Genomic DNA, 246 nt, shown 5'->3' with positions numbered 1-246 from the left:
TGGCTGGGCTAGCTGGATTCGAACCAGCGCATGACGGAATCAAAATCCGCTGCCTTACCGCTTGGCTATAGCCCATCGATTGTTTAATGGCAGGGGTAGTAGGAATCGAACCCACACTGGAGGTTTTGGAGACCTCTGTTCTACCGTTAAACTATACCCCTACACTCGAAAATGGTGGAGGGGGACGGATTCGAACCGCCGAACCCTGAGGGAGCGGATTTACAGTCCGCCGCGTTTAGCCACTTC

The 246-nt window shown here is 53.7% G+C and carries 2 tRNA genes; both read right to left on the bottom strand.

What is annotated here, in order from left to right:
- Positions 1-75, bottom strand: a tRNA-Gln gene (locus tag KH400_RS23880).
- 12 nt (positions 76-87) lie between these two features.
- Positions 88-161, bottom strand: a tRNA-Trp gene (locus KH400_RS23875).
- Between the last annotated feature and the right edge of the window lie 85 nt (positions 162-246).

It is taken from the genome of Desertibacillus haloalkaliphilus (genome assembly GCF_019039105.1).
Taxonomy (GTDB): Bacteria; Bacillota; Bacilli; order Bacillales; family KJ1-10-99; genus Desertibacillus; species Desertibacillus haloalkaliphilus.
This window is presented reverse-complemented; position numbering and strand designations above follow the sequence as displayed.